This is a genomic window from Pandoraea sp. CB10b_02, assembly GCF_002216225.1.
Classification (GTDB): Bacteria; Pseudomonadota; Gammaproteobacteria; order Burkholderiales; family Burkholderiaceae; genus Pandoraea; species Pandoraea nosoerga.
The window spans coordinates 71,948-96,007 of the sequence record NZ_NJGW02000011.1 but is presented as its reverse complement, the minus strand read 5'-3'; the positions used below and the strand labels follow the sequence as shown (position 1 = coordinate 96,007).

The following is a 24,060-nucleotide window of genomic DNA, read 5'->3' as shown; positions in this document are numbered from 1 at the left end:
GCCTTGCTTTTCATTGCGTTTTTGGTTGTCATTCATCGTCATGCATATTGGAGTCATCGGGGCGGGCATCGTCGGCCTCGCCAGCGCGTATCAGTTGCTGCGCGCCGGTCACGAGGTCACGGTCATCGACGCCGGACGCGGTCCGGGTCTCGGTACGAGCTTCGCCAACGGCGGCCAGCTGAGCTACGGCTACGTGTCGCCGCTCGCCGCGCCCGGCGTGCTCTCGCAGTTGCCGTCGTTGCTGTTCTCCCGCACCGGTCCGCTGCGCATCAAGCCGTCGTTCGATCCGGATTTCTGGCGCTGGTCCATCGAGTTCGTCAGGCACTGCAATGCGCGGGCGAACGCCAGTTCCACCCTGCGTCTGCTCTCGCTGGGCCTGCATAGCCGCGAAGTGATGCTCGAGTTTCTGGCGCAGGAGTCAGTCTCGTTCGACTACCGCCTGAGCGGCAAGCTCGTGGTGTATCGCGACGCCGCCAAACTTGCCGCGGCCGAACGCTCGCTCGAGCTGGCCAACGGCCTGGGCTACACGCAAAGGCGTGTGGACGCCGCGACCTGCGCCACGCTCGAGCCGGCATTGGGCAAGATCGCCGGCGAACTCGCGGGCGGCATCCACACGCCGGGCGAAGGCACCGGCGACTGCCAGTCGCTGTGCAGCGAACTCGCGCGGCTCATTGGCGCACACGCGCGCGGCAAGCTGCTGTTCGATCGCGAAGCGAGCGGCTTCGACGTGCGCGGCGGGGCCGTGCGCGCCATTCGCACACGCGCCGGCGACGTCGAGATCGACGCCTGCGTCGTGGCGAACGGCCTGGCCGCCATGCCGCTGCTGCGCACCGTGGGCGAGTCCGTTTCGCTGTATCCGCTCAAGGGCTACAGCCTCACGTATCGGCACGCGCCCGTCGATGCGCGCCCGGGGGTGTCCGTGACCGATGCCGACAACAAGGTGGTATACGCCAGCCTCGGCGAGCATCTGCGCGTGGCCGGCATTGCCGACCTGGTCGGGTACGACTATCGCATTGCCGCGCATCGCATCGACGCGCTGCGCACGCTCTCGACCGGCCTCTTCCCCGCACTGGGGGGCGCGCAGGCCCCGCTGGAGTGGACCGGCATGCGCCCGGCCACACCCCATGGGCGGCCGATTCTCGGGCGTGCCGCATCGCTGGGCAATCTGTGGCTGAACGTGGGCCACGGCGGTTTGGGATTCACGTTGTCGATGGGCGCCGCGCGCGTCGTCGCCGACGCGATCGACGGCAGGCGTCCCGCCGTCGATCTGGCAGGGTTTGCCCGTCTAGCGGCGTAAGCGCGCGTGTGGCGAACATGACGGGCTGCCCGGTCAGGAGACGTATCAGCCGACGACGTATCAGGAGACGTTTTTTGGGGTTGTAGTACGCACGCGAGGCGTTTTGCATTATGCCCACGGGGACCGCTGGGTGCGCGTGCCGGGTTGTATCAGTGGTTTGGGTTTTGACATTCCAACGGTGCGGACCACCGTGCCATTCACTTCCGATAGGACAGAGACCATGAAGAAGCTGTTTGCTCCCCTGCTGCTCGCCAGCGCCGCCGCCAGCCTGTTCGCGCATACTGCCAGCGCGCAGGAGCTCACCGGCACGCTCAAGAAGATCAAGGACACGGGCGTGATCGCGCTGGGCGTGCGCGAGTCGTCGATTCCGTTTTCCTACACGGACAACACCGGCAAGACGATCGGCTACTCGCAGGAAATCGCGCTCAAGATCGTGGACGCGGTCAAGAAGGAGCTCAACGCGCCGAGCCTGAAGGTCACGGAAACGCCGATCACCTCGCAAAACCGTATCGCGCTGATGCAGAACGGCACCATCGACCTCGAGTGCGGCTCGACCACGCACACGTTCGAGCGCGCCAAGCAAGTCGGCTTCTCGCACAACATCTTCCTGTACTCGATCAAGATGATCGCCAAGACGGGCTCGGGCATCACCGACCTGAACAGCCTCAAGGGCAAGACCATCGCCACGACGGCCGGCACCACCGCCGACCGCATTCTCTCCGGCAAGAAGGGCGAAGTCGGCTTCAACCTGATCCAGACGAAGGAACACTCGGACGGCTTCCTGACGGTCAAGCAAGGCCGCGCCGTGGCCTTCGTGATGGACGAGCCGCTGCTCTACGGCCAGCGCGCCGCGCTCTCGCCCGAGGAGGCCAAGGGCTACGAGATCGTTGGCCCGAACCTCCAGTTCGAGAACTACGCGTGCATGCTGCGCAAGGACGATCCGGCCTTCACGAAGGTCGTGAATACGGTCATCGCCGACATGGAGAAGTCCGGCGAAATGGAGAAGCTGTACAACAAGTGGTTCACGCAGCCGGTGCCGCCGAAGAATCAGAACATGAACTACCCGATGACGCCGGAAATGCGCGCCATGTTCAAGGATCCGATCACGAAGGCCTACGACTGATCCTCGCGGACAGCCGTCGTGCGGGGGCTGCGGCCCCCGTGCGGCCCGATCCCGCTTCTTGACGTTCCCGCCGATTGCCATCACCATGAATTCGCACGCCACGCTCGGCATCCTCGGCGGCATGGGGCCTGCCGCAGGCATCGACCTGTGCCGCAAGATCGTCGAGCAACATCCCGCCGAGCGCGACCAGGATCACATTCCGTTCATCCTGTACTCGGTCCCGCAGATTCCCGATCGCACCGAAGCGCTGTTGCGTGACGGCGCCTCGCCGCTCGAGGGCATGCTCGACGGCGTTCACGCCCTGGAGCAATCGGGCGCCGGCTGCATCGCCATTGCCTGCAACACCGCGCACGCCTGGCTCGAAGCGCTGCGCACCCGCACCCGCCTGCCGGTGCTCGACGTGGTCGAGGCCGTGGCCGGCGAACTGTCCCGATGCGTCGCCCCGGGCTCGCCCATCGGCCTGATGGCCACCGAAGGCACGCACCACGCCAACGTCTATCGTCCCCGACTCGAAGCGCTGGGTTACCGCTTCGTCCGCCCGGCGCAACCGCTCGCGCATCAGGCGCTCGTCAACGAAGGCATTCGTCTGACCAAGGCCGGCGACGTCCGCCAGGGCGGCGAAGCGCTCGCCATGGCCATGGAGCCGCTGCTGGCCGCCGGCGCGCAACGCGTCATTCTCGGCTGCACCGAAATCCCCGTGGCGCTGGCCGCCGTGCAGACGCCGCTCGCCCGCTTCGGGCTCGACGCTTCGGCTGCGCTCGCGCGCGCGTGCATCGCCTGGTCGCTCGCCCACGAAGCCGACGCCGAGCCCCCTTCGCACACATCGCGCACCTCCCCCACCTCCTCCACCTCCCGCCCCTGAGCGCCCCCCGGTCGCGGTCGTCGAGCGCTTTCCTGCTCGGTCCTCGACCGCTTTCCTCCCCTGCGCGCGTCTCGCCACACGTCTTCTCCGACGAAGGCGATGTTGCGCCGCAATGACAAAATCCACGATTGTGCCGCCCGCAAGGGCGTCCGGCTTGGGTAGACTGGCGCTCGCGGGCAAAAGCGCGCCGGCCGGGCATTGGCGATGCCGGATCGGGTATCGGTGGGCGGGCGGCGGCCGAAGGCGGATGGAGGGCGGATGGAGGGCTGATGGAAGGCGAGCGGGTGGCGGACCGAAGGCCGATGGAATGCAATGGAAAGCAATGGAAAGCAATGGAAAGCGAACAGGGTGCGGCCAGATGCGAACCATGGCGCAGGAAAAAATCCCGCCGGCCCTGTCAGAAAAAAACTCACAAGGGAAAACCTGTGGAAAGCGGCGTGAAACGGGGATTGCGGCCACCAAATTCGCTGGCGTCTTTGGCTATAATGGCCCACAATCCATCGGACACCTGCCGGACTGCCGTCCGGCCATGAGCGCGTTTGCCTGAACGGGGAAGCACATGAGCGGCTGCGCGCTCAACGTGATGCAAGCACAGACAACAACAATGAGTTCAGATCGACTCCCAGCCGGTGTACCTCTGGTCGAGCCTTCGACCCTGGCGCCGGCAATCGCCGAGGCCATTGCCCCGGCGCCGGCCCCGGCACTGTCCCGGGCGCTGGTCGAGCTGACCGGCGGACTCTCGGCACATGTCGCTGCCGACGGCCGCTTCCTTTTCATTGCCGAAGCTTCCCTGCGCCTGCTCGAGTATTCGCGCGAGTACATCGACCACGCCACGCTGTTCGAGCTCACCGGCATCGAAGACGTGCCCCTGCTGCAGGACGCCTTTGCCGCCGCCCAGACCCTCGGCCCCCAGCAATGCACGGTGCGTCTGCTGCGCGGTCTGACCGACCGGGTGTGGATGCGGCTGCGCATCGCGCAATACACGCCCCGCATTGCCGGCGCCGGCGCCACCTTCCTCGTGCACGGCGAAGACATCACCGCCTTCAAGGAAAACGAGGCGCGCCTGTCCGATCTGGCCGTGCGCGACGCGGTGACCGGGCTGGGCAACCGCCAATACATTCAGCAGTGCATCACCGAGGCGATCCAGCACGCGCGCGAAGGCGGTCCGAACTTCGCCGTCGCACTGCTCGATCTGGACGGCTTCAAGAAAGTCAACGATTCGCTTGGCCACGACGTGGGCGACCAGTTGCTGCGCGACGCCGGTCAGCGCCTGGTCGCCCAGATCCGCGAGACTGACATGGCCGCGCGCATGGGCGGCGACGAATTCGTGCTGGTGTTGCCTGGCTGCGACAACGAGCAGGCGCTCACCGGGATCATGAAGCGACTGTTGTCCGCCGTGCAGCAACCCTTCCAGGTCGGCGACCAGTTGCTGCACCTCACGACAAGCATCGGCGTGTCGTTCTTCCCGCAACACGGCGATTCGGCCGGTCTGCTAATCAAGCACGCCGATGCCGCCATGTATTGCGCGAAGGATCGCGGACGCAATGGCCTGTTCGTCTATACGGACGACCTGGGCAATCTGCACCGCAAGGCGTTTTCGCTGGAATCGGCCATGTTCGAGGCGATTCACAACGGCGAATTCAGCCTGCATTACCAACCGATCTGCGACCCTATCTCGCTGAACGTGAAGGGTGTCGAGGCGCTCATGCGCTGGCATCCGGCACTCGGTCCGGTGTCGCCGGCCGAATTCATTCCGCTGGCCGAAGCCAATGGCCTGATCAACCTGCTGGGCGGCTGGGCGCTGCGCGCCGCCTGCATGCAGCTCGCGCGGTGGGATCGCACCCGGCTCGACGGGCTGTACATGTCGGTCAACGTCTCGGCACAGCAGTTTCACCATCCGTCGTTCCCGAGCCTTGTCTGGCAGGCGATCGCCGACTCGGGCGTCGAAGGTCACCGGCTGGTCCTCGAAATCACCGAGAGCGTGCTCATGCGCGACCCGGAGCAGGCCAACCTGGTGCTGCGCGAGCTGCAGACGCTCGGCGTGCGCTTCGCCGTCGACGACTTCGGCGCCGGCTATTCGAGCCTGGGCTACCTCAAGCGCTTCCCGCTGTCCGCGCTCAAGATCGACCGCAGCTTCGTGAAAGACATGCCGACGTCACCGAACGACCGTACGATCGTCACGGCCGTCCTGGGCCTGGCGCGCGAGCTGGGTCTGTCGGCGGTGGCCGAAGGGGTCGAGACGGAAGAACAACGGCAGATGCTGATCGATCGCGGCTGCCATTCCATCCAGGGCTGGCTGGTGTCGAAAGCCCTGCCTGCGGGAGAACTCGAGGCGGCCTTTGCGAGCGGGCGTCTCAATGTGGATGCCGGCCACTGACCGGACATCCCCGCTACCCATGAGCCTTACCAAAGAAAAGACGCTCGAATTACTGTGGCAGCGCATGGCCGAGCGCGGCGACTTCCCGTCGCTGCAACGCTCGGTGACGGGCATCGTGTCCGCCATGCAAAGCGAGAACACGAGCACGGCCGACCTGGCGTCGTCCGTGCTCTCGGACTTCGCGCTCACGCAGAAGGTGATTCGCCTGGCCAACTCCGCCATGTACGCGCCGTTCGGCTGCAACGTGACGACGGTCTCGCGCGCCATCATGATTCTGGGTGTCGACACCATCGGTCATCTGGCCCTCAGCCTGAAGCTGCTCGAGGGTTTCGGCGAAGTGGCGGCGCGCCGCGACGACATGGCGCGTGAGCTCGCCCGCGCCACGCTCGCCGGCGCGTTCGCGCGCGACATTACGGCCAAGAACGGCATTCGCGACGGCGAGGAAGCGGTCGTCTGCACGCTGCTGCACCATGTGGCGCGCCTGCTCGTCACGTATTGCTTCCCGAACGAGTGGACGCAAATCCAGACGCTCGCGGCGCAGCACGGCATCAGCGACAGCGACGCCTGCGAGCGCGTGCTCGGCATCTCGTTTCCCGAACTGTCCGAAGCGGCGGCGCGCAAGTGGGGGCTGCCCGAGTCGATCGCCACGAGCATGCGACCGATCGATCTCGACGGCGACGCCCCGCTCTCGCACACCGACTGGCTGTGCGCGGTGGCGAACATGTCCAACGAGATGGTGACCGAACTCACGCGCGGGGCCGACCCGGCGCGTCTGGCCGAGCTCGCCGAGCGCTACGCCGAGCGCCTCGCACTCGACATCGGCGAGGTGGTCTCGATCGGCGAGGAGATGGTGCGCGACACGAGCCATCAGGAATTCATCGCGATCAGCACCGGTGCGTCCAACACACGCCAGCCGCCGGCGGGCAAGCCGCTCGACTCGGCGCGGCGCCTGGCCGATGGGCTCTCGGAAGTGCGTGCGGCCACGGGCGAGACGGACGCCGTCGGCCTGCTCAACCTCACGCTCGAAGCGATTCTCCAGTCGCTCGGCTTCGTCAACTGCGCGGCGTTCGTTCGCGCGCCCGCCTCGAAGGTCTTCGAGATGCGCTTCGGCATCGGGCGCGACGTGCAGTCGCTGCTCGGCCTGAGCTTCCCCGAAGCGTTCGAACCGGACGTCTTTCACCTCGCGCTCACCAACGGCCGCGCCATCCTCATCGACAATGCCCGCGAGCCGCGTATCGTGCCGCGCATTCCGCTGTGGCACCGTCAACACTTCGCCCACGTGAAGTCGTTCTTCCTGCTGCCGGTCCGCCAGCGCAACCAGACCGTGGCGCTGCTCTACGGCGACTGGGGCGGAGCGCTCTGCGCGGGCGGCATCGGCGCGAAGGAAATGGAGTTCCTCCACCACATGGGGGAAGAAATCTCGAGCAAGCTCGACAGCGTGGCGCAGCACAACGCCGGCACGGGCGCGCACACCGACTCGCTGGCACGCAAACCGTCAGGCGCCGCCGGCGCTCGCTGAGCCGGCGCGCAGTCCCCGCCCCGCACCTCCTGCGCCGGTGCGCGCTCCCAATGCCGGAATTGGCTTGGCTTGGCTTGGCTTGGCTTGGCTTGGCTTGGCTTGGCTTGGCTTGGCTTGGCTTGGCTTGGCTTGGCTTGGCACCAGTGTCTCGGAGATTCATATGCCAGACGCAATCTTTAGTATTGCGAAAACGATATGATCCTCCGGCGCGAGATGTCCTCACGCGGCGCGCACAGGACGATTCGGGCGTTGCAGCGCGCACGCCCGGCCGGACGCGCTGCACGCCGGCGGCCCGCCGGGCCCATACGGCACAAGGCTTTGGCGCCCGTCGCTCCCGCCCGCCCGTGCAGGCGTACCATGGCGCCATGGCGCAGTTTTCTTCCCTCCCCTCGTGCCGGCCGCCGCGCGCCGCGCCTGCGTTCTGCGCACCGCGGTTTTTGACGCGGCTCGCCGCGTCCCGGTAAAAAATTTACGCTCGGTTTCGCCATGTAGATCAACTCACACCGTTGGATCAGGAGAAGACATGACGCAATCTGCTGCTGTACCGGTGCATCCGGTCGACGAGCGCCTGCCGCTTCCCAAGCTCTTCACGCTGGGCCTGCAACACGTGCTGGTGATGTACGCGGGGGCGGTGGCGGTGCCACTGATCATCGGCGGCGCGCTCAAGATGTCGGTCGATCAGGTGGCGTTCCTGATCAACGCGGATCTCTTTGCCTGCGGTATCGCCACCCTTATCCAGACGCTCGGCGTGTGGATCTTCGGTCTGCGTCTGCCGATCATGATGGGCGTGACGTTTACGGCCGTCACACCGATGATCGCCATCGGTACCAACCCCGAGCTCGGGTTGCTCGACATCTACGGCGCGACGATCGCCTCGGGCATCATCGGCATTCTGATCGCGCCCTTCATCGGCAAGCTGCTGCGGCTCTTCCCCCCGGTCGTCACGGGCACGGTCATCACGGTGATCGGCATCTCGCTCATGGGCGTGGGCATCAACTGGGCGGCGGGCGGATTCGGCAATCCCGACTACGGCAACCCGCTCTATCTGGGCGTGTCGTTTGCGGTGCTGCTCTGCATTCTCTTCATCACCAAGTACGTGCGCGGCTTCTTCGCGAACATCGCCGTGCTGCTCGGCATTCTGTTCGGCACGATCGTGGCGATCGTGCTGGGCAAGGTCTCGTTCGCCGGCGTGGCCGGGGCGCCGTGGTTCGGGCTCGTCATGCCGTTTCACTTCGGCATGCCGCGTTTCGACGCGGTTGCCATCGCGACCATGACGCTCGTGATGCTCGTGACGTTCATCGAGTCGACCGGCATGTTCCTCGCCGTGGGCGACATCGTCGGCCGTCCCGTCGATCAGAAGACGCTCGTGCGCGGCCTGCGCGTCGATGGGCTCGGCACGCTGATCGGTGGCGTGTTCAACACGTTCCCGTACACCTCGTTCTCGCAGAACGTCGGGCTGGTCGGCGTGACGGGGGTGAAGAGCCGCTGGGTGTGCGCAATGGGCGGCGTGATCCTGATCGTGCTCGGACTGTTTCCGAAGGTGGCGCACGTGGTGGCGTCGGTGCCGCAGTTCGTGCTGGGCGGCGCGGGTATCGTGATGTTCGGAATGGTGACGGCCACGGGCGTGAAGATTCTCTCGACGGTGGACCTGTCGAAGAACCGCTACAACCTCTACATCATCGCGATCAGTATCGGTGTGGGCATGATTCCGGTGGCGTCCGACAAGTTCTTCATGAAACTGCCGCACGCATTGGCGCCATTTTTCCACAGCGGCATTCTGCTCGCGTCGATCAGCGCCGTGCTGCTCAATGCGCACTTCAACGGCCTGCGCAGCGAGAAGGAGGCGACCGAGCTCGCTCAGGCGGCAGGCAAGCAGGCCGACGCGGCGCATTGAGCTCGCCGGCGGCGCGTCGGACTATCGCCCCCGGGCGATTTGCGACGGGCGGCTCAATGAAAGTTCCGGCTCGAGACGGTGAGCTCGCCCAACATCGGCGAGAGATCGACCAGGCGGTGCGCAACCAGGTGGGTCACGCGTTCCTCGCGCTGCCACACGCCTTCCACGCCCAGCAGCGAGGACGCCAGCAATTCCTTGCGCTGCGACTCGACCAGATCGGGCCAGACGATCACGTTGATCACGCCCGTCTCGTCTTCGAGCGAGACGAATATCGTGCCGTTCGCCGTGCCCGGCCGCTGCCGCCCCGTCACAATGCCCGCCGTGCGCACCCGATGGCCGTTCACGCCCTCGGTCTGCAGCTCGCGCGCCGTCTTCACGCGCATTCGCTTCAACTTGTCGCGCAACAGCAGCAGCGGGTGGCGCCGCAGCGTCAGCCCCGTGCTCGCGTAATCGGCCACGATGTCCTGTCCCTCGGGCATGGGCGGCAGCGCCACCGGCTCCTGCGCGCTGCCCGGCGCCGCATCGCGCAGAGCCGTGGCGCCGAGCAACGGCGTTGGCGGCTGCCAGGCGGCCACCGTCCAGCGCGCCTGACGGCGGCTGCCCAGCAGCGACGATAACGCGTCGGCCGCCGCCAGCGCGTCCAGGTCGCGCCGCGACAGCGCCGCGCGCGCGCTCAGATCGTCGATATCGGTAAACGGCCGCTGCCGCCGCGCGCTTTCGATCGCCCTGGCGCCTGGCGCCGACAGCCCCTTCACCAACGACAGCCCCAACCGCACCGCCGGACGGCGTGCGCCGCCATGACGCCCGACGCGCGCCTCGGGGCGCGACTCGACGTCGCTCACGCATACGTCGATGGCGCGCACCTCCACGCGATGCCGCCGCGCATCCTGCACCAGTTGCGACGCCGAATAGAACCCCATCGGCAAACTGTTGAGCAGCCCGCACAGGAACATCTCCGGCGCATGGCACTTGAGCCACGCGCTCGCGTAGGCCAGCAGCGCAAAACTCGCCGCGTGGCTCTCCGGAAAACCGTACTCGCCGAAACCTTCGATCTGGCGGCAAATGGCCTGCGCGAAGTCACGCGGATAACCATTCTTCAACATGCCATCGATGATGCGCGTCTGAAATTTTTCGAGGCCGCCCTTGCGCTTCCACGCGGCCATGGAGCGGCGCAACTGGTCGGCGTCTCCTGCCGAGAAGCCGGCCGCGATCATGGCGATCTGCATGACCTGCTCCTGGAAAATCGGCACGCCCAACGTTCGCTCGAGCGCCGGTTTGATCGCATCGCACGGATATTGGATGTCCTCGGGCCTCTGCTTGCGACGCTGCAAGAACGGATGCACCATGCCGCCCTGGATCGGCCCCGGCCGCACGATCGCCACCTGCACGACAAGGTCGTAATACTGCTTCGGCTTCAGCCTCGGCAGCATGCTCATCTGCGCGCGCGACTCGATCTGGAACACACCGACGGTGTCGGCGCGGCGAATCATGCCGTAGGTGGCCGGGTCTTCGCGCGGGATATCGGCAATCGTCATTGGCGCGCCCCGCCACTCGCCCAGCAGATCGAGCGTGCGGCGCAACGCGCTGAGCATGCCGAGCGCGAGCACGTCGACCTTGAGCAGCTTGAGCGTCTCGATATCGTCCTTGTCCCACTGGATGACGTAGCGATTCTTCATCGCCGCCGGTGCAATCGGCACGAGTCGCGAGAGCTTGTCGCGCGAAATGACGAAGCCCCCCACATGCTGCGACAGGTGGCGGGGAAAGCCGATCAGCCGCGTCACGAGCTCTGCCCACAGCCGCGTGGTCGGCGCGTCGGGCGACAGCCCCTGGGCCGCCATGCGCGCGAGCAGATTCTCGCGGCCGTCCCACCATTGCTGGCTCTGCGCGACCTGCTCGACGATCGACAGATCGATGCCCAGCGCCCGCCCCGTATCGCGCACCGCACTGCGCATGCGATAGCAGATCACCGTTGCCGCCAGCGCCGCGCGCTCCACGCCATACTTGCCGTAGATGTACTGGATCACCTGCTCGCGCCGCTGGTGCTCGAAGTCCACGTCGATATCGGGCGGCTCGTTGCGCTCCTTCGAGAGGAACCGTCCGAACAGCAACTCCACCTCGTCCGGATTGACCTCGGTGATCCCGAGGCAGTAGCACACGGCCGAATTGGCCGCCGAACCCCGCCCCTGGCACAGAATGCCTTCACGACGGGCGTAGCTCACGATGTCGTAGACCGTCAGGAAATATGGCTCGTATTCGAGCTCCTCGATGAGCGCCAGTTCGTCGTCGATGAGCTTTTGCACCTTCGGCGGCACGCCCCTCGGATAGCGGCGCTTCGCGCCCGCCGCCACTTCCTGCCGCAGATACGTCACCGGCGTGTGGCCGGCCGGCACCAGTTCCTCCGGATATTCGTAGCGCAGGGTGCGCAATTCGAAATGGCAGCGCGACGCGATGGCGACCGTCTCGGCCAGCGTATCAGGCGGATAAAGCCAGGCGAGCCGCACACGCGTGCGCAGATGCTGCTCGGCGTTCGCGGCGAGCGCCAGTCCGCACGCCTGCACCGGCTTGCCCAGTCCAATGGCGGTGAGGGTGTCCTGCAACGGCTTGCGCGAGCGCGCGTGCATGAGCACATGTCCCGTGGCTACGAGCGGCACGCCGCATTCGGCCGAGATCGCGCGCAGCCGCGCCAGGTGCGCTTCGTCGTCGGCGCGATGCCGACGCTCGAGTGCGAGCCACACGCGCCCCTCGCCGAAGGTCTGCGCCGCCCAGCGGGTTTGCGCCCGCGTGCGCTCCGGACTCGCGTCGGCATCGGGTACGACGATGATCAGACAGCCCGGCAGGCCGCGCAGATGCGCCTGCGCCGCGGCCGGTTCGCTGAAGTCCCGCGCATGCAGCCGGTAGCCGCGGTTCGGCCCGCGCATGCGGCCGAGCGTGATCATCTCCGAGAGATTGCCGTAGCCTTCACGGTGCTGCGCGAGCGCCACCAGATGCACGGTGCCGAGCGCGTCGAGATCCGGCGAGCAGGCTTCGGTATCGGGCGTCGCGGCCTGAGTCGCGCCGTCCGGCGCATGCACCGGCGTGAGACGAAATTCGCTGCCGACGATCAAGGACATCGATTTGTGCTGCACCGCTTCGGCCAGGGCGCGCACGACGCCCGCGACCGAGCATTCATCGGTGATCGCCAGCGCGGCGTAACCCAGGGCCGCGGCTCTTGCGACCAGTTCCTCCGGATGCGACGCCCCCCGTTGAAAGGAAAAATTCGACAGGCAATGCAGCTCGGCATACGCGGGCAGACTGCCGTCGTCGGTCGCACGCGGGTTGGCAGGCGCCGCCTGGACGGCGTCGCCGTCCTCGCTGGCGGCAAGTCCTTCGGTCGGGCCTTGCCAGGGCAGAAAATCGTCGAGATTCATGACTCAAGCGAGTGTGTCGGCTTAACCGAACAGGCCGTGCAGATACCACGCCGCATCGGCCCCCTGCACGGGACGCTCGCGAAACACCCACAGCAACGCGCCCGTGGTATCGGCGGCGATGAAGTAGTCGCGCGTGACGGTGCCCGGCTCCCACCATCCGGCCTCGATGCGTTCCGGGCCGCTCACCAGTTGCAGCGGCCCCTGCCGCCACGGCCGCTCGTGCAGCACGCTCAAGCGCTGCGGTGCGTCGAGCAGCCACGCCGGGCGCGGCGGCAATCCGGCGCGGCGCTCGCCCGCGCCCTGCCCGCCGCACGCGGTACTGCCGAGCGCACCATACGGCACGCTGGCAAAGGCCCGCTCCGGCCGATGATCCTCACGCACCTGAAGCCGCAGCACCTGCTCGTCGCCAAGACGGGCGGCCACACGTTCCATCAACTGCACGAAGTCCTGCCGGGCGCGTCCCGGCTCGGGCAGCAGCGAGCCGCTGCGCAGCTCGTGGGCACTCGTATGCGCGACGTCGAGCCGCAGCGTGAGCACCGGCGCGACCAGTGGCGAGCGAGCCAGCCGCTCCTTGCATAACGACAACAGATGCGCGGGGGCCGCGCTCGCTTCGGCCAGACGGATCTCCAAGCGCGTAGGCGCGAGCGTGTGCCGGCCAACGGGCTCATGTTCGAGCACGAGCGTCAGCGCGCGGGCCGCAAGCTGCCCGGCGCCGAGCCAGCCGGTGAGCTGGGCGAGCAGACGGCGCAGGCCGAAGAGCAGCACCTCGATATCGTGAGTGAGCGAAGGCAACGGCAACACCGCCTCGAAGTGCGGCGGCGCGCGATACCAGTCCGGCGCTTCGGGGGCTTCGCCATAGGCGCGGGCAAGCGCGGCCGGCAGCGCCGGCCCGCAACGACGTCTCACGCCCGCGGCGGGCAGCCCGCGCAATTCGCCCAGCGTCGCGCATCCGATCTGCGCGAGCCAGTCCAGCCACGGCTGCGCCTCGGGCAGCAGCACGACCGGCAGCGAATCGAGTTGCTTCGGCAGATCCGCCGGTAAGGGCGGCAACGTGGGTGCGAACGCCCGCGGCGCGGTGCATGCCGCTGATACTCCCGATGCCGTGGATACCGCAATCCCGGCCAGCGCCCGGTGATCGGAAGCGCGCGCCTGCATCGCCGCCTGCAACTGACAGGGGGCGGGGCCATGGGAATCGACATGCCGGGGCACGGCGCTGGCGGCGCGCGCCAGCAACGCCGCCGCACTGGCCGTGGCGGCAACGCCCAGCGAGGCCCGATGCCCGAGCGCTTCGGCACTCTCGAGCACCTGCGCGCACAACGACGCAAGCCCGCCGAACAGGCGCAGACTCGGCGCCGCATCGAGCAGCACGCAGTGCGGCGAGGCGATGGCGACATCGGGGCCGAAGCGCAGCAGCGCCAGCGCCAAGGCTTCGAGGGCCTGCATCTCGGCGGCTTCGTCGCGGTCGTGAAATCGGGCCTGCGGCAGCAACGCCAGCACGCCGCCGCGACGCATGCCGGATTGCACGCCGGCGGCCTGCGCCGCCTCGCTCGCCTGCCACACACGCGACTGCGCCAGCACGACCGTCGTGTCCACGGGCATGCCCGGGGCGTCAGTCTGCAGGCGCGCCGATGCGATCTCGAGCGCCAGATACGGCAGGTGCAGGGCGATCCAGCAAGCCATGCGCAACTCCAGAAACAGCAGCAGAAACAGAAAACGAAGGGCTCGAAACGGCCCGGCGGGCTTCCCCTGAGGAGTCGGAAGTGACGGGGGGAACGGAAGTGGCAGGCGCCGGTGCGTCGCGGCGCGCCACGCCCGCCGCGGGTTGCGACGCCCGCGTATAGGGTGCGGGCAGCGTCAGCCAGAGCGGCTCGAGCCGGGGCGGCCCGCGCCGTTTATGAAACTGCACCCCCAGACGGCTGCCCTGGCCGACGCTCAGCCCCAGCCGCAATGGCGCGGCGGACGCCGTGGCCGCCGCCGCGCGCGGGCGCATCACCCAGGCCAGCGTCTGGCCACCGCCGGCAGCGACCTGCAAGCGCCGGATCTGCTCGGGCGTGGCCGCCGGCAGCCATGCCAGCACGGCGCCGCAGCACGCACTCTTGAGTGCCTGCTCGGCACACCAGAGCATGTCCCGATCCTCGGCGCGCGCACTGCCGCCCCCCCGTTCCCTTCGCTCCCCGCGCGCCTTCGGCGCCCCCGACATCTTTCGCGCCGGCCGCACCACCACGCTGAGCCAGCGCAGGTCGATGCCCCACCCCGCCAACGCGGGTGCATACGGCAGCATCGGCGGCGCAATCACCATCACCGGCTGGCCCGCCTGGGTGAGATCGCGCAGCACCGGCGCCAGCAGCCGCCATTCCCCAATGCCCGGTCGGTCGCTTAGCAATTCCGTCACCGCACCATGCGGCCACCCGGCGCCGGGCAACTCGGCGTCGAGCGCGGCAAAGCCGGAACGATGGCCAGCGCGGCGGCAATGCGCCAGTTCACTGGCGCGCCACAGCCCGGCAGGCAGAGACGAAAGTGACAGGGTCATGGTGCACCCAAATACTGTATGAATGTACAGTATAGCAGTTCATGCGCACTTTACGTGACTTCCGCCGCGACGCCATGCTTGCGGCTTGCCGCAAGGCCGGCTACCGTGAGTGTCATTCCTCGTCTGCCCAGCCAGTCCCCTCTTCATGCCGCTGCCGACTACCGCCACCGCCCCGTTCTGTCCCGCCGAAGTCAAAGGCAGCATCGTCATTGACGCCCGCGAATCACGCTGGACGAAACTCAAGCGCTTTGCCGGTCCGGGACTGCTCGTGGCCATCGGCTACATGGATCCGGGCAACTGGGCCACGGACATTCAGGCGGGGTCGCAATTCGGTTACGCGCTACTCTGGGTGGTGGCGCTATCGAGCCTCGCGGCCATCTTTCTCCAGATGCTCGCCGCCCGGCTCGGCCTCGTGGCCGGACGCGACCTCGCCCAAGCGAGCTACGATCGCTACGGACGCACGGGGCGCGTCGTGCAATGGATCACCGCCGAGATATCGATCATCGCCTGCGACATTGCCGAGGTGCTCGGCTGTGCTCTCGCCTTCAAGCTGCTGCTCGGTGTGCCGCTCGCCTGGGGCATCGTGCTCACCGCGCTCGACACGATGATCGTGCTGGGCCTGCAGGGCAAAGGCTTTCGGCAGATCGAAGCCATCGTGTTCGGGCTCATCGGCACGATGGCCTTTTGCTTCGTCGCGCAAGTCGCGATGGTGCCGCCCGACTGGCACGCCGTGGCCGCCGGTCTCGTGCCCGGCGCGCCGAGCCACGACCGGCGCGACGCCATCGTACTGGCGCTGGGCATCGTGGGCGCGACGATCATGCCGCACAACCTGTATCTGCACTCGTCAGTCGTACAGACGCGCCGCGTGAGCGGCGGCAAGCGCGGTCAGGTCCACGACACCCTCGCACTGGTACGCATCGACACATGGGTCTCGCTCATGCTGGCGATGTGTGTGAATGCGGCAATTCTGATTCTTGCCGGCTCTGCCTTTCACGCGAGCGGCCAGACTCACGTCGCCGATATCGAGCAGGCCTACCAGCTCATCACGCCGATCGCCGGCAGCGCCGCCGCGTTCCTGTTCGGCATTGCGCTGCTCGCTTCCGGGCAAAGTTCGACGCTCACCGGCACCATCGCGGGGCAGGTCATCATGGACGGCTTCCTGCATCTGAAGATTCCTTGCTACCAGCGACGGCTGATCACGCGCGGACTGGCGCTCGTGCCTGCACTGATCGGCGTGCTGTGGCTCGGCGAGGGCTCCGTGGGCAAGCTGCTCGTGTGGAGTCAGGTGCTGCTCAGTCTGCAACTGCCGTTCGCGATGTGGCCGCTCATCCGTTCGGTGAGCGATTCGCGCGTGATGGGCGGCAATGCCATCAGATGGCCGACGCAGGTCGCGGCCTGGACGCTCTTCGCGGTCATCACCGCCACCAATCTGCTGCTGATCTTCGGCCTCGACTGATGAAAAGGAACGGCGCCCCCCAAGGGCGAGAACGGCGGGCGAGAACGGCATGGCCTATGACTTTCCGGAGCATACGCATGCCCCTGCCGCATGCTAAGATCAGCACCCCTTACCAGGTCTTACAAGTCAAAAAGCGCAGTATTCCGTAAGGGGATCAGACACCCTCAGCAGGACGGCGCCGCCGGGCGTCGCCGCCTGCCGGGTCACAACATCTACAGGGGTATCACCGTGCAGAAGAAGTCCAGCATCGCACTGCTCAGCGCCGCCATGCTCGCTGTCGGCGTGCTCGGCGGTTGCGCCACAGAGAGCTCGCGTTCCGTGCAGGTCGCCAAGGTCGAAAGCGCCAGCCGTCCATACGTCGGCACACGCACACCGATCGCCGTCGGCAAGTTCGACAACCGTTCCGCGTACATGCGCGGCGTCTTTTCCGATAACGTCGATCGTCTCGGCAGCCAGGCCAAGACGATCCTGATCACGCATCTGCAACAGACCCAGCGCTTTAACGTGCTCGACCGCGACAACATGGCCGAGATCCGTCAGGAAGCCGACATCAAGAAAACCCAGCAAACGCTCAAGGGCGCCGACTACGTGATCACCGGCGACGTCGTGGAGTTCGGTCGCAAGGAAGTGGGCGACAAGCAGTTGTTCGGCATCCTCGGCCGCGGCCGCGAGCAGATCGCTTACGCCAAGGTCAACCTGAACGTGGTCAACATCGCCACGTCGGAAGTCGTCTATTCGAGCGGTGGCGCGGGCGAATTCGCCCTGTCCAACCGCGAAGTGATCGGCTTTGGCGGCACGGCCGGTTACGACTCGACGCTCAACGGCAAGGTGCTCGATCTCGCCATGCGCGAGGCCGTGAACAACCTGGTCGCCGGCATCGAGAGCGGTGCCTGGACGCCCGGCAAGTAAGCCTCGCCTTTCCCAATATTGCGCATGTCGCAGCGCGTCGGGCACGACGCGCCGGTCCCGCACGTCGAGTGCGGGACCGGCGCTCGCGTGTCGGGCGCCGTGCTGCGCGACATGCCCATCAGGATCGTTATCGCCATGAACCGCAAGTTCTCTATCGGCCGTGCTGCCGCCGCGCTCCTCGCCGGCGGTGTACTGCTCACCGGCTGCGCCACGCCCAACAAGCCGCTTTACGCGTGGGAAAGCTATCAGCCGCAGGTCTACGAATACTTCAAGGGTGAATCGAAGGAAGCCCAGATCATTGTGCTCGAGCGCGATCTGGAGAAGATGAAAGCCGGCAACAACGCCGCGCCCCCGGGCTATCACGCCCACCTTGGCCTGCTCTACGCCTCGGTCGGCAAGCCGGACAAGATGGTCGAGGAATTCCAGACCGAGAAGCAACTGTTCCCTGAATCGGCCGGCTACATCGACTTTCTGCTCAAGAACAAGACCCCGGAGGCCAAGCAATGATCGTCCGTCTGTGCAAATGGATCAGCGTCGCGGCGCTGGCCGTCGTCATGACCGGCTGTGCCGTGCATCAGGCCAAGCCGTATGACTACACCGCGTTCAAGGAGAGCAAGCCGAAGTCCATTCTGGTGCTGCCCCCGCTCAATGAATCGCCGGACATCGACGCGACTTACAGCGTGTTCTCGCAAGTCACCGCGCCGCTGGGTGAGGCCGGCTATTACGTACTGCCGGTGGCGCTCGTCGACGAGTCGTTCCGCCAGAACGGCCTGACCGTTGCCGGCGACATCCATCAGGTGAGCCCGGCCAAGCTGCGCGAGATCTTCGGCGCCGACGCGGCGCTCTACATCAAGATCGAGCAGTACGGCACGAAGTACATGGTGGTCGACAGTGCGACGGTGGTCACCGTGACAGCCGAGCTCATCGACCTGCGCAACGGCGCCAAGCTGTGGAGCGGCGCCGCCAGTGCGTCGAACAACGAGGGGGGCAATAACAACAGCGGTGGCGGCCTGATCGGCATGCTCGTTACGGCTGCGGTCAAGCAGATCATCAACAGCGTGTCGAACGCCGGTTACACGGTGGCCGGCACGGCCAGCGCACGATTGCTGTCCGCCGGCCGACCCAACGGCATCCTCTACGGCCCGCGTTCACCGAAGTACGGGACGGACTAACCGCCGCCCTGGGCAACGCGCCGGAGCGCGCCGCGTCCGCGCGTTGCGCCGCCAGGAGTCCATTCGTCGGGAGGCGCTTCCGTCTCCCTGTCTCCGCTCCCCTCTCCCTTTCTTCTCTTTCTTCCCATCCATCCCCGGCACGACCTGAGACGCACGCGGTGTCGCGCTCGCTGCCGGCTTCCATGCGCGCCAGCACACCGCCAGCGCGCCGCGTAAACGACAAAGCGTGCCCCGTAAGCGAGGCGTGCCCCGTAAGCGACAAAGCGTGTCGCGTAAACGACAAAGCCCGCCAAGATGGCGGGCCATTGCGCGAACCGATCCCGGGTACGACGGAGGATCGGCATCCGGACTGACGGCGGGGCGCCGTCGCACATCATCACAACGATGACGGGAATCGCCCGATAAGACGATCGACTTGCCTGATTGCGCCAGCGACGACCGTTCGTCCGGAAGGGACTTGCTTAGTAACCGGCGGTTTCGAGCGCGCGGATACGTTGTTCCAGCTCGATGATGTCCTTCGACTCAGCCAGGAACGCTTCACGACGACGACGCTCAGCAGTTTCAAACCAAGTGTTCACGACTTCAAAAAGGGCGGCAAACATGACGTTTCTCCAGTTCATTAGTGTGCTGCATCGCAGCAGTGCTTCGCATTATATAGGGTTTTCCCGTAAAGGGTTAGCCCTGAGATGCAAAAACCCCACAAAATCTGCTAGAGCGTCACTTCGAATGCAGACGATTCCAAAATAGATCCATAAAAATCAAATAGATATACTATTTTCGATGTGCGACGACAGGGTTTCGCGCCCCATCGCCCGCAAGCCGATCAAAAATCGCACGGACAAAAAAAGCGCCGCTGCTGCGACGCATCATCGTGAATCACCCGATCTGCGGGTGTCGGCCTCACGCGTCTTCGGGCGCACACGAGCGCGCACTGCCGTCGCGCGCCTGCTGAAGCGAATCCCGCACCTCGCCTGCCGCATCCAGCCCGGAAAGCTCCGACGTCCCGCCCAGCCACCCGGAGCCGCGATCAGCCCGGTGGCGCGTGCCGGACCTGGGTGTCGCCATCAGCGACCGGTCCGGCCGCAGCGCTATTGCCGGAAGCCGTTTGCTGCGGTGTCGCGCCGGATGCCGCGGCGCCGACGGCCCGTTCGGGCGCCGGCGCCACCGACTCACCCGCGTGACACGGCAGTTCGGCAGCCGCGATCCCTTCGAGAATCGGGCATTCGGGTCGATCATCGCCGTGGCAGTGCATGGCGAGATGGGAGAGCGTATCGCGCATCGCGACGAGCTCGCCGATGCGTTGGTTCAACTCCTCGACGTGCGACTGCGCCAGCGCCTTGACCTGCGCGCTGGAACGGTCCCGATCCTGCCAGAGCGCCAGCAACTGACGGATCTGGTCGATACCAAAACCCAAGCGCCTCGCCTGACGAATGAATCGAAGCAGATGGAGATCCTGCTCGCCATAACGCCGGTAACCTGCCTCGGAGCGGGGGCTCGGGGGCATCAGGCCGATACTTTCGTAGTACCGGATCATCTTGGCCGTCACGCCGCTGGCCTGCGCCGCTTGTCCGATGTTCATGGCTGCCTCACTGGGGGGAACGAGGGTTGAACGACGGGGAATACGAACCGTTCATCTTGGCGCGGTCGCCGTCCGACAGCACGAGTCGGGCGCTGATCGGCGCATGATCGGAAATCCGTGACCAGGGGCGCCCGTGTAAAACTTGCGCCCCTTCAATATGAAAGCCTCGCGCGTAGATGCGGTCAAGTCGTAAAAGCGGCAATCCGCTCGGAAAACTGCGCGCGGGACGCCCCGCGCTGTTCTGAAACACCTCGGTCAGCGCCAGCCTTTCCGCAAGCAGCCGATCCGCCTGGTTGCTCCAGTCGTTGAAGTCGCCGGCAATGATCAGCGGCGCGTCGTCCGGAATGGCCTGCGCAACCCGCTCGGTGAGCATTTCGAACTGGCGACGCCGGCCAGGACCCGCCAATGACAAATGAACGCACAGGCAATGCAATGGCTGGCTCAGGCCGGGCACGGCAATCTCGCAATGCAGCATGCCGCGCCTCTCGAAACTGTATGTCGTGATGTCGTGGTTATCCGACCTGACGATCGGATACCGGCTCAGGATGGCATTGCCGTGATGCCCGTGATCGTAGACGACATTACGCCCATACGCATGATCGCTCCACATGGCGCCGGCCAGGAACTCGTGCTGCGGCTGGATCGGCCAGTTGGTGTGCCGCACTGCGTGCCGCTGATGCATGCCCTGCACTTCCTGCAGGAAAACCAGATCCGGCGCCAGCCCTTCCAACCCCGCGCGCAACTCGTGGACGCGCAAGCGATTGAATGCAGAGAAGCCCTTGTGAATGTTGTAACTCGCGATGTGCAGACTATTCATGTTCGGCAGCATTAACTCCGTGCCGGAAGGCAGACGATATCCGCTAGATGGGGCCGCTTTCCGCGATTTTCAAGTCAGAATAATGCGGGCGACGCATCGGACGGCATTGTCCCGCGCGTCGCCTCCACACTTCGATTATGCGCCGTTCGCCTTGTGCCCGGGCAAACGGGTTGCCGGTGCCGCTCCGACACCGGCGAGCGCGCCCGCCGCAGTCGAGGCGGCGCCGCCATCCTGCGCCGGACGCCAGCGACGCAGCAACAGCGCGTTACTCACCACGCTCACACTGCTGAGCGCCATCGCAGCCCCGGCGATCACCGGGCTTAGCAGCCCGAATGCCGCCAGCGGGATACCGACCACGTTGTACGCAAACGCCCAGAACAGGTTCTGGCGGATCTTCGACCACGTGCGGCGCGACACGTCGATGGCGTCGGCCACGCGCAGCGGGTCGCCGCGCATGAGTGTGATGCCCGCCGTCTGCATGGCAACGTCGGTCCCCGAGCCCATGGCAATGCCGACATCCGCCGCGACCAGTGCGGGCGCATCGTTGATGCCGTCGCCGACCATCGCCACGACCGCCCCGCCGCGCTTGAGCTGCGCAATCACCTCGGCCTTGTGTTCGGGCAGCACGTCGGCGTGAACCTCGTCGAGTCCCAATGCGTTGGCCACGGCGCGCGCACTGCCCGCGTTATCGCCCGTTACCATCACGCAGCGCACGCCCAGCGCGTGCAGCCGATCGATAGCCGGCCGCGCGCTCGCCTTGAGCGTATCGCCGAAGGCCAGCAGTCCCAGCAGCCGCGGCTCGCCCCGACCACTCTCTTCGCCCCCCTTCACCGTCTCGACGAGCCACGACACAGTGCGTCCCTCGCCCGCCAGTCGAGCGGCTTCCGACGCCAACGCTCCCTGCGACACGCCCAATTCCTCGAGCAAACGCGCATTTCCCAATTGCAGTAAATGCTTGCCGCCCTTCGCCTCCCCGGCGCCATCGTTCGCGACCTCGTTTGCGACCTCGTTTGCGACCTCGTTTGCGACCTCGTTCGCAATCTCGATACGCGCGCGCATGCCACGTCCGGGCAACGCGACGATGTCCGACGCAGCCGGAATTGTCGCGGCCAGCCCCGCTTCGTCGGCGGCCACCGTCACTGCCGTGGCGAGCGGGTGCGAACTGCCCGATTGCACGGCGGCCGCCCAGCGCAGCAGCGTGTCGGCGCTCACGCCCGCTGCAGGCAAATGCGCCACGAGACGCGGCTTGCCTTCGGTGAGCGTACCGGTCTTGTCGAACGCGACGACGTTCACGCGATGTGCCAACTCCAGCGCTTCGGCGTCTTTGATGAGAATGCCCTGCCGCGCCGCCGCGCCGGTGCCGACCATGATCGCGGCCGGCGTGGCGAGCCCCAGCGCGCACGGGCATGCGATGACCAGCACGGCAACCGCGTTGAGCAAAGACGCCTCGAGCCCCAGTCCGAGCGCCCAGCCCGCGACAACCGTAGCGATCGCAATGAGCACCACGACCGGCACGAACACTGCGGCCACGCGATCAACGGCGCGCTGAATCGGCGCCTTGCCGGCCTGCGCGTCCTCGACCATGCGAATGATGCGGGCGAGCGCGGTATCGGCGCCGACAGCCGTCGTCTCCACGCGCAACGTGCCCGCGCCATTGATCGAGCCGCCCACCACCGTATCGCCTTCGCCCTTGTCAATAGGCAGCGGCTCGCCGGTCAGCAGAGACTCGTCGAGCTGACTGGCGCCGCGACGGATCACGCCGTCGACGGGAACACGCTCGCCCGCACGGACGACCACCCAATCGCCGACCTTCACCTGCCCCAGCGGCACCATGGCTTCGCTGGTCGCGTCGTTCGGATCGCGCAGCACGCGCGCGGCCTCCGGGCGCAGCGCCGCCAGCGCGCGAATCGCTTCGACGGTACGGCGCTTCGCGCGGGCCTCGAGCCACTTGCCGAGCAACACCAGCGTAATCACGACGGCCGCCGCTTCGAAATACAGATGCGGCATGCTGCCCGCGGGCGCGCGCCACCATTCGTACAGGCTCAGGCCGTAGGCGGCCGACGTACCGAGCGCCACGAGCAGATCCATATTGCCGCTGCCGGCACGCACTGCCTTGTAGCCGGCGCGATAGAACCGCGCGCCGAGCCAGAACTGCACCGGCGTGGCGAGCAGCCACTGCACCCAGGGCGGCGGCATCACGTGCACCCCGAACGGTTCGAGCAGCATGGGCAGCAACAGCGGCAGCGACAGCAACGCCGCGACGGCCACCGGCCACCACGTCGGCCCATCGCCGGCCGGCGTCGCCTGCGCCGGGTCGGCCACGGGCGACGCTTCATAGCCGGCTTTCTCGACCGCCGCGCCGAGCGCAGCCACGTCGACCACGCCGCGCACGCCGCGCACCGCTGCGCGCTCCGTCGCCAGATTGACGTTGGCCTCGATCACGCCGGGTACGTTGCGCAACGCTTTTTCGACGCGCCCGGCGCACGAGGCGCAAGTCATGCCGCCGATGGCCAGCTCGAACGACTGTTGCGCGACCTGATAGCCCGCGTCGTTCACGGCCGCTTCCACCGCGCCCAGCAGTGCCGCGGGCGCCACGTCGGCAGCCGCTTCCACGGCCGCCGTCTCCGTTGCAAGGTTCACATTGGCGCTCGCCACGCCGGGCGCGCGCCGCAATGCCTTTTCCACGCGCGTCACGCACGACGCGCAGGTCATGCCTTCGATACCGACCGACCAGCTCTGAGTCATTTAAAGGCCTCCACGAGGACTGTCATCATGCGTTACAGCTTAGACCTTGCCATGACGGGAAGGTCAAGCCCTCCGCGACAAGACGCCGCAATCGAGGACACGGACGACGATGTCGACATTGCCGTCAATGTGCTTCCATGCGCCTCAACACGCTTGCATGCGCTTCAATACGCCTCAATACGCTTCACGATACGCCTGCTCGTCCGGTATCGGTTTGGGCGGCGTCCGAGCGACAGCGCGAATCGACTGAAAAAAGTCCTTGAGCTTACCGCCATGGGAAGCTCTATCATCGAATCGTCGGGGCAACACGGATTCCAGCCGGTCCCAACCGGACCTAACCGGACCTAACCGGACCCAACCGGACGCCGTCCCC

17 protein-coding genes and 1 pseudogene are annotated in these 24,060 nt (G+C 66.5%); 11 read left to right on the top strand and 7 right to left on the bottom strand.

Annotated features, from left to right (window positions below; translation table 11 throughout):
* Positions 1–40 precede the first annotated feature (40 nt).
* The 7 genes from CDN36_RS13830 to CDN36_RS13800 all read left to right on the top strand — a co-directional run bounded on the left by CDN36_RS13830 (position 41) and on the right by CDN36_RS13800 (position 9,072).
* The gene (locus tag CDN36_RS13830; RefSeq protein ID WP_287497001.1) at positions 41–1,297 is read left to right on the top strand and encodes a D-amino acid dehydrogenase; all 1,257 of its coding nucleotides are present in this window, start codon (positions 41–43) and stop codon (positions 1,295–1,297) included.
* A 220-nt stretch (positions 1,298–1,517) separates the two neighbouring features.
* The gene (locus CDN36_RS13825) at positions 1,518–2,420 is read left to right on the top strand and encodes a transporter substrate-binding domain-containing protein (RefSeq protein ID WP_150555187.1); all 903 of its coding nucleotides are present in this window, start codon (positions 1,518–1,520) and stop codon (positions 2,418–2,420) included.
* A gap of 85 nt (positions 2,421–2,505) precedes the next feature.
* On the top strand, positions 2,506–3,282 hold the full coding sequence (gene cuyB / locus CDN36_RS13820) for a cysteate racemase (protein ID WP_287497000.1): 777 nt from the start codon (positions 2,506–2,508) through the stop codon (positions 3,280–3,282).
* Positions 3,283–3,589: 307 nt separating this feature from the next.
* Positions 3,590–3,829, top strand: coding sequence for a hypothetical protein (locus CDN36_RS13815; protein WP_287496999.1), 240 nt, complete (start codon positions 3,590–3,592; stop codon positions 3,827–3,829).
* 57 nt (positions 3,830–3,886) lie between these two features.
* Entirely contained in the window at positions 3,887–5,659 is a 1,773-nt protein-coding gene (locus CDN36_RS13810) for a putative bifunctional diguanylate cyclase/phosphodiesterase (RefSeq protein WP_174966332.1), read from the top strand.
* A gap of 19 nt (positions 5,660–5,678) precedes the next feature.
* Positions 5,679–7,178 (top strand): HDOD domain-containing protein, encoded by a 1,500-nt coding sequence (locus CDN36_RS13805; RefSeq protein WP_287496998.1) that lies wholly within the window; start codon positions 5,679–5,681, stop codon positions 7,176–7,178.
* A gap of 523 nt (positions 7,179–7,701) precedes the next feature.
* Positions 7,702–9,072: a nucleobase:cation symporter-2 family protein gene (locus tag CDN36_RS13800; protein WP_287496997.1), complete on the top strand. Its 1,371-nt coding sequence runs from the start codon at positions 7,702–7,704 to the stop codon at positions 9,070–9,072.
* Between the two features lie 53 nt (positions 9,073–9,125).
* Here the strand turns inward: CDN36_RS13800 and CDN36_RS13795 are convergent, their stop codons facing one another.
* Genes CDN36_RS13795 through imuA form a run of 3 tightly spaced genes read right to left on the bottom strand, consistent with a single transcriptional unit; the run spans position 9,126 to position 15,009 of the window.
* The gene (locus CDN36_RS13795; RefSeq protein WP_287496996.1) at positions 9,126–12,479 is read right to left on the bottom strand and encodes an error-prone DNA polymerase; all 3,354 of its coding nucleotides are present in this window, start codon (positions 12,477–12,479) and stop codon (positions 9,126–9,128) included.
* 21 nt (positions 12,480–12,500) lie between these two features.
* On the bottom strand, positions 12,501–14,159 hold the full coding sequence (locus CDN36_RS13790; RefSeq protein ID WP_287496995.1) for a Y-family DNA polymerase: 1,659 nt from the start codon (positions 14,157–14,159) through the stop codon (positions 12,501–12,503).
* A complete protein-coding gene (gene imuA / locus CDN36_RS13785; RefSeq protein WP_150555195.1) occupies positions 14,089–15,009 on the bottom strand; it encodes a translesion DNA synthesis-associated protein ImuA in 921 nt (306 codons plus the stop codon). The genes CDN36_RS13790 and imuA overlap by 71 nt, the downstream gene beginning before the upstream one ends.
* Before the next feature lie 145 nt (positions 15,010–15,154).
* Between imuA and CDN36_RS13780 the strand changes: the two genes are divergently transcribed.
* The 4 genes from CDN36_RS13780 to CDN36_RS13765 all read left to right on the top strand — a co-directional run bounded on the left by CDN36_RS13780 (position 15,155) and on the right by CDN36_RS13765 (position 18,546).
* On the top strand, positions 15,155–16,465 hold the full coding sequence (locus CDN36_RS13780; RefSeq protein WP_150555196.1) for an Nramp family divalent metal transporter: 1,311 nt from the start codon (positions 15,155–15,157) through the stop codon (positions 16,463–16,465).
* Positions 16,466–16,732: 267 nt separating this feature from the next.
* Positions 16,733–17,374: a CsgG/HfaB family protein gene (locus CDN36_RS13775; RefSeq protein WP_241014180.1), complete on the top strand. Its 642-nt coding sequence runs from the start codon at positions 16,733–16,735 to the stop codon at positions 17,372–17,374.
* 135 nt (positions 17,375–17,509) lie between these two features.
* Complete coding sequence (locus tag CDN36_RS13770) at positions 17,510–17,881, top strand: DUF4810 domain-containing protein (protein ID WP_150555342.1); 372 nt, start codon at positions 17,510–17,512, stop codon at positions 17,879–17,881.
* The gene (locus CDN36_RS13765; protein WP_174966334.1) at positions 17,878–18,546 is read left to right on the top strand and encodes a DUF799 domain-containing protein; all 669 of its coding nucleotides are present in this window, start codon (positions 17,878–17,880) and stop codon (positions 18,544–18,546) included. Before CDN36_RS13770 ends, CDN36_RS13765 begins: the two co-directional genes overlap by 4 nt.
* Positions 18,547–19,007: 461 nt before the next feature.
* Here CDN36_RS13765 and CDN36_RS13760 read toward each other — a convergent pair whose 3' ends face one another.
* The 4 genes and pseudogenes from CDN36_RS13760 to CDN36_RS13745 form a co-directional block, all read right to left on the bottom strand.
* On the bottom strand, positions 19,008–19,148 hold the full coding sequence (locus CDN36_RS13760) for a DUF3563 family protein (RefSeq protein WP_072617503.1): 141 nt from the start codon (positions 19,146–19,148) through the stop codon (positions 19,008–19,010).
* Positions 19,149–19,735: 587 nt separating this feature from the next.
* Positions 19,736–20,125: pseudogene (gene cueR, locus CDN36_RS13755) on the bottom strand (Cu(I)-responsive transcriptional regulator); the annotation flags it as partial.
* Positions 20,126–20,132: 7 nt separating this feature from the next.
* Entirely contained in the window at positions 20,133–20,942 is an 810-nt protein-coding gene (locus tag CDN36_RS13750) for an endonuclease/exonuclease/phosphatase family protein (RefSeq protein ID WP_150555199.1), read from the bottom strand.
* Between the two features lie 135 nt (positions 20,943–21,077).
* Positions 21,078–23,687, bottom strand: coding sequence for a heavy metal translocating P-type ATPase (locus tag CDN36_RS13745; protein ID WP_287496994.1), 2,610 nt, complete (start codon positions 23,685–23,687; stop codon positions 21,078–21,080).
* Between the last annotated feature and the right edge of the window lie 373 nt (positions 23,688–24,060).

What these genes read in the sequence shown, in the direction of transcription:
- CDN36_RS13830 (WP_287497001.1), top strand. Translation starts at nt 41, where the DNA reads ATGCATATTGGAGTCATCGGGGCGGGCATCGTCGGCCTCGCCAGCGCG.
- CDN36_RS13825 (WP_150555187.1), top strand. Translation starts at nt 1,518, where the DNA reads ATGAAGAAGCTGTTTGCTCCCCTGCTGCTCGCCAGCGCCGCCGCCAGC.
- cuyB (WP_287497000.1), top strand. Translation starts at nt 2,506, where the DNA reads ATGAATTCGCACGCCACGCTCGGCATCCTCGGCGGCATGGGGCCTGCC.
- CDN36_RS13815 (WP_287496999.1), top strand. Translation starts at nt 3,590, where the DNA reads ATGCAATGGAAAGCAATGGAAAGCAATGGAAAGCGAACAGGGTGCGGC.
- CDN36_RS13810 (WP_174966332.1), top strand. Translation starts at nt 3,887, where the DNA reads ATGAGTTCAGATCGACTCCCAGCCGGTGTACCTCTGGTCGAGCCTTCG.
- CDN36_RS13805 (WP_287496998.1), top strand. Translation starts at nt 5,679, where the DNA reads ATGAGCCTTACCAAAGAAAAGACGCTCGAATTACTGTGGCAGCGCATG.
- CDN36_RS13800 (WP_287496997.1), top strand. Translation starts at nt 7,702, where the DNA reads ATGACGCAATCTGCTGCTGTACCGGTGCATCCGGTCGACGAGCGCCTG.
- CDN36_RS13795 (WP_287496996.1), bottom strand. Translation starts at nt 12,479, where the DNA reads ATGAATCTCGACGATTTTCTGCCCTGGCAAGGCCCGACCGAAGGACTT.
- CDN36_RS13790 (WP_287496995.1), bottom strand. Translation starts at nt 14,159, where the DNA reads ATGGCTTGCTGGATCGCCCTGCACCTGCCGTATCTGGCGCTCGAGATC.
- imuA (WP_150555195.1), bottom strand. Translation starts at nt 15,009, where the DNA reads ATGACCCTGTCACTTTCGTCTCTGCCTGCCGGGCTGTGGCGCGCCAGT.
- CDN36_RS13780 (WP_150555196.1), top strand. Translation starts at nt 15,155, where the DNA reads ATGCCGCTGCCGACTACCGCCACCGCCCCGTTCTGTCCCGCCGAAGTC.
- CDN36_RS13775 (WP_241014180.1), top strand. Translation starts at nt 16,733, where the DNA reads ATGCTCGCTGTCGGCGTGCTCGGCGGTTGCGCCACAGAGAGCTCGCGT.
- CDN36_RS13770 (WP_150555342.1), top strand. Translation starts at nt 17,510, where the DNA reads ATGAACCGCAAGTTCTCTATCGGCCGTGCTGCCGCCGCGCTCCTCGCC.
- CDN36_RS13765 (WP_174966334.1), top strand. Translation starts at nt 17,878, where the DNA reads ATGATCGTCCGTCTGTGCAAATGGATCAGCGTCGCGGCGCTGGCCGTC.
- CDN36_RS13760 (WP_072617503.1), bottom strand. Translation starts at nt 19,148, where the DNA reads ATGTTTGCCGCCCTTTTTGAAGTCGTGAACACTTGGTTTGAAACTGCT.
- CDN36_RS13750 (WP_150555199.1), bottom strand. Translation starts at nt 20,942, where the DNA reads ATGAATAGTCTGCACATCGCGAGTTACAACATTCACAAGGGCTTCTCT.
- CDN36_RS13745 (WP_287496994.1), bottom strand. Translation starts at nt 23,687, where the DNA reads ATGACTCAGAGCTGGTCGGTCGGTATCGAAGGCATGACCTGCGCGTCG.